The organism is Nocardioides sp. NPDC057772 (assembly GCF_042798075.1).
Lineage (GTDB): Bacteria > Actinomycetota > Actinomycetes > Propionibacteriales > Nocardioidaceae > Nocardioides.
This window is the reverse complement of the sequence record NZ_JBHVKN010000252.1, coordinates 1-6578: the sequence shown is the minus strand read 5'-3', so window position 1 is coordinate 6578 and position 6578 is coordinate 1. Positions and strand designations below refer to the sequence as shown.

Here is a 6578-nt window from a genome sequence, read left to right as displayed (position 1 = left end):
TGCTGGGTCAGGCGTTCGCCCGGGTGGTTGAGACCTACGACGTCGACCAGTTGCCGCGTCACGGTGGCCATGGCACGACGGTGTTCATCACCATGACACTGGACCAGCTTCGTGCTGATCTCGGCACCGCCGCGTTGGGGTTCGACGGCGACCAGATCACCGCGGCCGAGGCTCGCCGGCTGGCGTGCAACGCCGACCTCGTCCCGGTGGTGCTGGGGACGGACTCCGAGATCCTCGACTTCGGCAGGACCGCGCGGTTGGCTCATCCGATCCAACACCGGGCACTTCGGCTACGCGACAAGTGCTGCCAAGCCGAAGACTGTGACGCCCCGGCGGCCTGGACTGAGGCGCATCATCTGAAACCGTGGTCCGAAGGCGGCCGCACCGACCTGGCCAACATGGTCCTGTTGTGCTCGAGTGATCATCGGCGTATTCATGATCCGAACTACGGCTATGAGCGGCTGCCGGATGGTCGGATCCGGTTCACCCGGCGTACCTGAGGCCACTGGTTCGTCCTTTGTGAAGCATTCACAAGGTGTCATCGTCTAGTAAAAGCCCGAGGAGACACGTCTCTGCCCGGAGCGGTGTCCGGGTCGCCAAGCCCGTGCCGAAGCCGAATCTCGCTGCGCCAAACTGCCGCCGCCGACCCGAGAACACCCTCCGTAACGGGTCGGCGGCCACCAGCCAAGAGAAACACCAACCCACCAAATCCAAAGATGGGCCACCGGTAAGAGAGGATGGCGGCATGCGCGTCCACATCGGCTGCGACCACGCCGGTCTCGAACTGAAGTCCCACCTGATCAACCGTCTGACGGAGCTTGGCTATGAGCCTGTCGACCACGGCCCGTTCGTCTACGACGCACTCGACGACTACCCGGTGTTCTGTATCCGGGCGGCCGAGGGTGTGGCTCGTGACCGGGAGAAGGGGCTCGACAGCCTCGGGGTCGTGATCGGCGGATCGGGCAACGGCGAGCAGATGGCCGCCAACAAGGTGACCGGGATCCGGTGCGCGCTCGCCTGGAGCGAGGAGACCGCGAAGCTCGCCCGGGACCACAACAACGCCCAGGTCGTCGCGGTCGGCGGGAGGATGCACAGCCTCGAGGACATGACGAAGTTCGTCGAGATCTTCCTGGCCGAGCCGTTCAGCGAGGACGAGCGGCACGTACGCCGCATCGACCAGCTCCACGCCTACGACGCCGACGGCGTCCGCCCGCCGCTTCCCGACTCGGCCAAGGGCCTGGGGCCGGCCGAGGACCAGGACTGATCCGGGGATGCCCGAGGGGCACACCCTCCACCGCCTCGCGCTCGATCTGAGCGAGGCCTTCGCCGGCAAGCAGGTCCGGGTCAGCAGCCCGCAGGGCCGGTTCACCGAGTCCGCCGCGCTCCTGGACGGCCAGGTCGTGGCCGGTGCGGAGGCGTGGGGGAAGCAGCTCTTCGTGGAGTTCCCGGGGGAGCAGTACGTCCACATCCACCTCGGTCTCTACGGCAAGCTCGACCTCAGGCCCTACACGACCGAACCGCCCCTCCCTGTGGGCCAGGTCAGGCTCCGGCTGGTCTCGACAGGCTCGACCGACGAGGGCGGGACCTACGCCGACCTGCGCGGCGCCACCACCTGCAACCTGGTCACCACCGCCCAGCGCGACGCGGTGGTCGCGAAGCTCGGGCCCGATCCGCTGCGCGACGACGCGGACCCGAGCCGGGCGTGGCTGCGGATCAGCCGGAGCCGCACGACCATCGGGGCGCTCCTCATGGACCAGTCCGTCCTGGCGGGGGTGGGCAACGTCTACCGGGCGGAGGTGCTCTTCCGGCATCGGATCGATCCGATGCGCCCCGGCAACACCTTGCGCAGGCAGCAGTGGGACGCCATCTGGGACGACCTGGTCGAGCTCATGAAGGACGGCGTCCAGAAGAACCGGATCGACACCGTCCGCGACGAGCACACGCCTGAGGCGATGGGTCGGCCGCCGCGCCAGGACGACCACGGTGGGGAGGTCTACGTCTATCGCCGCAACGGCCAGCCCTGTCTGGTCTGCGGCACGAGCGTACGCACCACCGAGCTGCAGCAGCGCAACCTGTTCTGGTGTCCGAAGTGCCAGCGCACCTACCGGCCCCGGACGACCGTGAAGAAGTAGCCCGCACTACTCTCCGACCTGCGCGAACGTCCACGCAGCCCCCACCTCGAGACCTAGAGTGAGGCCATGTCGAGCCATGCCTTCGCAGACCGCTTGCGGAGCAACGCGATCCGCCGCAGGTTCCGTGACCCGGAGCTGCGGACGGTGCTGTGGCTCGGGCTGCTCACCATCTTCCTGACCGTCCTCGCGGCGGCTCAGACGGGCTGGCTGCAGGTGGTCCCGGTGGCGGTCCTGACGGTGCCGCTGCTGCTCGGCGCGGTGCTGCTCGGGCCGCGTACGCTGGGCTGGTTCGTCGTCTTCGTGATGGTGATGATCGTGGTCGCCGCCAGCCGGGTGACACTGTCCGACCGCGATGCTGCCGCCATCGTCGTGCACTTCCTGCTCGGCTTCATCGTGCTGTACGTCGCGATGAAGCGCAGTGATCTCGGAGTGGGCGGGCTGAGCAACGAGCGCCTGCTGCTCGACCTGACGACCAGGCTCGATCAGGGAGCGATTCCGCCGATGCCTCCCGGCTGGCTCGCCGATTCCGCGGTCCTGCCGGCCGGCGGCACCAAGTTCGCCGGCGACCTCGTCGTCGCCGTGCGCGTGGACAACCGGCTCGAGGTGGTCGTCGTCGACGTCTCCGGCAAGGGGGTGCGTGCCGGCACCCGGGCGCTCCAGCTCTCCGGAGCGTTCGGCGGCCTCCTCGGTGCGCTGCCACCGAGCGAGTTCCTGCCCGCTGCCAACCGTTACCTGCTCCGCCAGGACTGGGCGGAGGGCTTCGCGACCGCGGTCTACCTCTCGATCGACCTCACCAGCGGTGCCTACGAGATCCGCACGGCCGGCCACCCGCCCGCGCTCGTACGCCGCGCCTCCACCGGCCGCTGGGAGGAGGCCGAGAGCAACGGCCCGGTGCTGGGACTCATCGACGACGTCGACTTCGACGCCTGCGAGGGCGTGCTCGGGGTCGGTGACATGGTGATGCTCTACACCGACGGTGTCGTGGAGGCGCGGGGCGTCGACCTGGAGCACGGCATCGGCAACCTGGTCGCCACCGCCGACCATCTCGCCGTCACCGGCCGAGGTGGGGGAGCGCGCCGCCTGCTCGAAGGACTGAGCGCCAGCTCCGACGATCGAGCCCTCGTCGCGGTCGGGAGACGGTGACGAAAACCGGTGAGTAGGGGAGCCGGTTACAGGTGTGAGCCAGATCTATGGCAGGATTTCGCGGGTCACGAGGGCGCTGGCTCTCGCGTGCGCGGATGTAGCTCAATGGTAGAGCCTCAGTCTTCCAAACTGATTACGCGGGTTCGATTCCCGTCATCCGCTCCAAGTGCCATTCCCGCTGATTGGGGAGGGGCCCTTGACGGGGCGTAGCGTAGTGGCTAGCGCGCCTGCTTTGGGAGCAGGAGACCGCAGGTTCGAGTCCTGTCGCCCCGACATCTCGCCTGAAAATCCATACAGCCCCTGCACGCGACATCATTCTCAGAAACAAACGACAGGAGACACCCTGTGAAGAGCGCCGTCGAGACGTTGAGCCCGACCCGGGCCAAGCTGACCGTCGAGGTGCCCTTCGAGGAGCTCAAGCCGAGCCTCGACGCGGCGTACAAGCAGATCGCCCAGCAGATCAACGTCCCCGGCTTCCGCCGCGGCAAGGTCCCGCCCCAGGTGATCGACAAGCAGGTGGGCCGCGGTGCGGTGCTCTCCGAGGCGGTCAACAACGTCCTCCCGCAGAAGTACTTCGACGCCCTCCAGGAGAACTCGCTCGAGCCGCTCGCGCAGCCCGAGATCGAGGTCACCAAGCTCGAGGACAACGAGGCGCTGGAGTTCACCGCCGAGGTCGACGTCAAGCCCGAGATCACCCTGCCCGACTACGAGGGCATCGAGGCCAAGGTCGACGACATCGAGCTCACCGACGCTGACGTCGAGGAGCAGATCCAGGCGATGCGCGAGCGCTTCGGCACCCTCAAGGACGTCGAGCGCGCCGCCGCCGACGGTGACTTCGTGGTCATCGACCTGAAGGCCACCAAGGACGGCGAGGACGTCGACGGCGCCGAGGCCGTCGGGATGAGCTACCAGGTCGGCAAGGGCGGCATGCTCGACGGCCTGGACGAGGCCATCATCGGTCTGTCCGCCGGCGAGTCCAAGGACTTCAAGAGCACCCTCGTGGGCGGTGAGCTGATCGGCCAGGAGGTCGACGTCAACGTCACCGTCAACCAGGTGCAGGAGCAGGAGCTCCCCGAGTACGACGACGACTTCGCGCAGCTCGCCAGCGAGTTCGACACCGTCAAGGAGCTCGAGGAGGACGTCCGCACCCGCCTCGGCAACGGCAAGCGCCTCGAGCAGGCCGCCGCCGCCCGTGACGCCGTGCTGGAGGCTCTCCTGGAGAAGGTCGAGGTGCCGCTGCCCGAGGCCATCGTCACCGAGGAGCTCAACGCCCGTCGCCAGGGCATCGAGCAGCAGCTCGGCTTCGCCGGCCTGACCTTCGACAAGTACCTCGAGGACGAGGGCCAGACGATCGAGGAGTTCGAGGCCGACCTCGAGCGCCGCGTCCGTGACGCCGTCGCCGCTCAGCTGATCCTCGACCAGATCGCCAAGGAGAAGGAGATCGGGGTCGAGCAGCAGGAGCTGACCGAGCACATGATGCGCCGTGCGCAGCAGTCCGGCCAGGACCCGCAGGAGTTCGTCAACCACATGCTCGAGCACAACCACGTGCCCGAGCTGGTCCAGGAGATCCTGCGCGGCAAGGCGCTGGCCCAGCTGGTCGAGGCCGCCAAGGTCACCGACGAGTCCGGCAACCACGTCGAGCTGAAGAACCTCCGCCCCGACGGCACCATCGGCGAGGACGAGCCGGAGGCCGAGGACGAGACCCCGGTCAACGCGCCCGACGAGCTCGTCTCCAAGGACTGACCTTCCAGTCGTACGCGACGGCGCCCCTGCCTCACGGCAGGGGCGCTGTTGATTTCGTCGTTCTGACGGCTGGCTTCACTGGGCGTCGTAGTTGTCCGTCGGGTCGCCGGAGACCTCCAGGTGCTTGGCCGCGCAGTCGGTCTTCGACAGGCCGTGCTCGACGCACCACTCCAGCGCCGGCCCTGAGGTGTCGCTGGGAGAAGGCACGACCACGGCGTACATCCCCGCCTTCACGTACGAGCTCGGCCATTCGCCGGTGTCGAGGAGCAGTACGTCGGGGTGGTCGGTCTTGAGCTGCTGGTAGCGGCTCAGCGCCTCGTGCCAGTCGGCGTCACCGCCGTCGCCGGCACCCACGGCCGCGAGCTGCGGGATCCAGGCGCCGATGAGCTTGCTGGCCGCCTCGGTGTCGAGGCGGGAGATGCGGAGCAGCTGGTGCTCGGGGGGCGCGCCCGGGTCTACGGAGGGCTTGCCGGAAGGTCGGGTGACGGACGGGCTCGTCGAGGGGTCCGCCTCCGAGCGCACCGGGCTGGGCCCGTCCTTGCCGATGACGAACCCGAGCACCCCGGCGACGAGCACCAGCACCGCGATCATCACCAGGATCGGGGTGGTGCGACCGTGGCGTCGCGCCGGTGGCGGCGGAGCGTCGTCGAAGAAGAACCCGCGCGTGCTGCGGTGCAGGGTCGCCTCGTCGCCGATCTCGTCCACGAAGAGGGGACGGTGCTGCTCCGGAGGGGCCAGGAGCGGTGCGCCGCAGGCGATGCAGTAGATGGCGCCGGGCAACAGGGGATCGCCGCACGACGGACACGAATCCTTCTCGTCGCTCACCGGCCCGACACCCCCTTCCCTATCCGACGGTAACCCGAGAAGGCCGCCATCGTCACGCAACACCAGTAACAACAGCATCACAGACACCAGAAGTGCGAGTGAACGCAAACGTACGGATCGTGGGTCCGCTCATGTGATCTGAGACACAGACAGGCCGCTCGGTCGGCACAGGTGAGGCTGTCGCTGCTCCGGAGGCCCTACTCTTCCAGAGTGACCAGTCCTGAGACTGTACGAGCCGTGGTCCTCAATGTCGAGGACGTCCCGGTGGACCCCGACGCGGGGGAGCAGCTCGACCGCGGCCAGGGAAAGGTGGCCGGCCTGGTCGGCCTGGCCAAGCTCGCCTGGCGGATCACCGCCTTCGCGCGGCGCCCGTTCGCGGCGCCGTTCGCGCTCGCGACGCCGATCATCCGCGGCGTCGTCAACACCGACTCCGCACCGGCCGTCGCGGTCCGCCACGACGGCCGGATGGTCAGCCCGCGGGAGTGGGCGGCCGCTCAGCAGCACACCGCGACGAATCCTCGCATCCTCGTCCTGGTCCCGCCGGCCGGCAAGGACGAGACCGTCTGGATCGAGGGCTCCCAGGCCACCGGCGCGACGTACGCCGACCGGCTCGCCGAGCTGCTCGGCTGGATGCCGCTGCACATGCACGTGACGGCGGGCAGCTCGTCGGTCCCCGCCGCGGTGGCGCTCAGCAGCCGGATCCAGGAGTGCGTCGCCGCGCTCCCCGGCAGGCCC

The 6578-nt window shown here is 68.5% G+C and carries 7 protein-coding genes and 2 tRNA genes; 8 read left to right on the top strand and 1 reads right to left on the bottom strand.

Annotated features, from left to right (window positions below; all coding sequences use genetic code 11):
- The 7 genes from ACFVJS_RS25325 to tig all read left to right on the top strand — a co-directional run.
- A partial coding sequence (locus ACFVJS_RS25325) for a DUF222 domain-containing protein (protein ID WP_378886174.1) occupies positions 1 to 500 on the top strand: 500 nt, incomplete at its 5' end.
- Positions 501 to 745: 245 nt separating this feature from the next.
- Positions 746 to 1264, top strand: coding sequence for a ribose-5-phosphate isomerase (locus tag ACFVJS_RS25320; RefSeq protein WP_165113273.1), 519 nt, complete (start codon positions 746 to 748; stop codon positions 1262 to 1264).
- 7 nt (positions 1265 to 1271) lie between these two features.
- The gene (locus ACFVJS_RS25315) at positions 1272 to 2132 is read left to right on the top strand and encodes an Fpg/Nei family DNA glycosylase (protein WP_378886172.1); all 861 of its coding nucleotides are present in this window, start codon (positions 1272 to 1274) and stop codon (positions 2130 to 2132) included.
- A gap of 66 nt (positions 2133 to 2198) precedes the next feature.
- Complete coding sequence (locus ACFVJS_RS25310; protein WP_378886170.1) at positions 2199 to 3275, top strand: PP2C family protein-serine/threonine phosphatase; 1077 nt, start codon at positions 2199 to 2201, stop codon at positions 3273 to 3275.
- Between the two features lie 91 nt (positions 3276 to 3366).
- Positions 3367 to 3440: transfer RNA gene (locus ACFVJS_RS25305), tRNA-Gly, on the top strand.
- A gap of 35 nt (positions 3441 to 3475) precedes the next feature.
- Positions 3476 to 3548, top strand: a tRNA-Pro gene (locus ACFVJS_RS25300).
- Between the two features lie 72 nt (positions 3549 to 3620).
- The gene (tig, locus tag ACFVJS_RS25295; RefSeq protein WP_378886168.1) at positions 3621 to 5018 is read left to right on the top strand and encodes a trigger factor; all 1398 of its coding nucleotides are present in this window, start codon (positions 3621 to 3623) and stop codon (positions 5016 to 5018) included.
- A 75-nt stretch (positions 5019 to 5093) separates the two neighbouring features.
- Here tig and ACFVJS_RS25290 read toward each other — a convergent pair whose 3' ends face one another.
- Positions 5094 to 5843 carry a zinc-ribbon domain-containing protein gene (locus tag ACFVJS_RS25290; protein ID WP_378886166.1) on the bottom strand — a complete coding sequence of 250 codons (750 nt, stop codon included), beginning with the start codon at positions 5841 to 5843 and terminating at the stop codon, positions 5094 to 5096.
- A gap of 210 nt (positions 5844 to 6053) precedes the next feature.
- On the opposite strand from ACFVJS_RS25290, the gene ACFVJS_RS25285 reads away from it, so the two are divergent.
- The coding region (locus tag ACFVJS_RS25285) for a hypothetical protein (RefSeq protein WP_378886164.1) at positions 6054 to 6578 on the top strand (525 nt) is incomplete at its 3' end.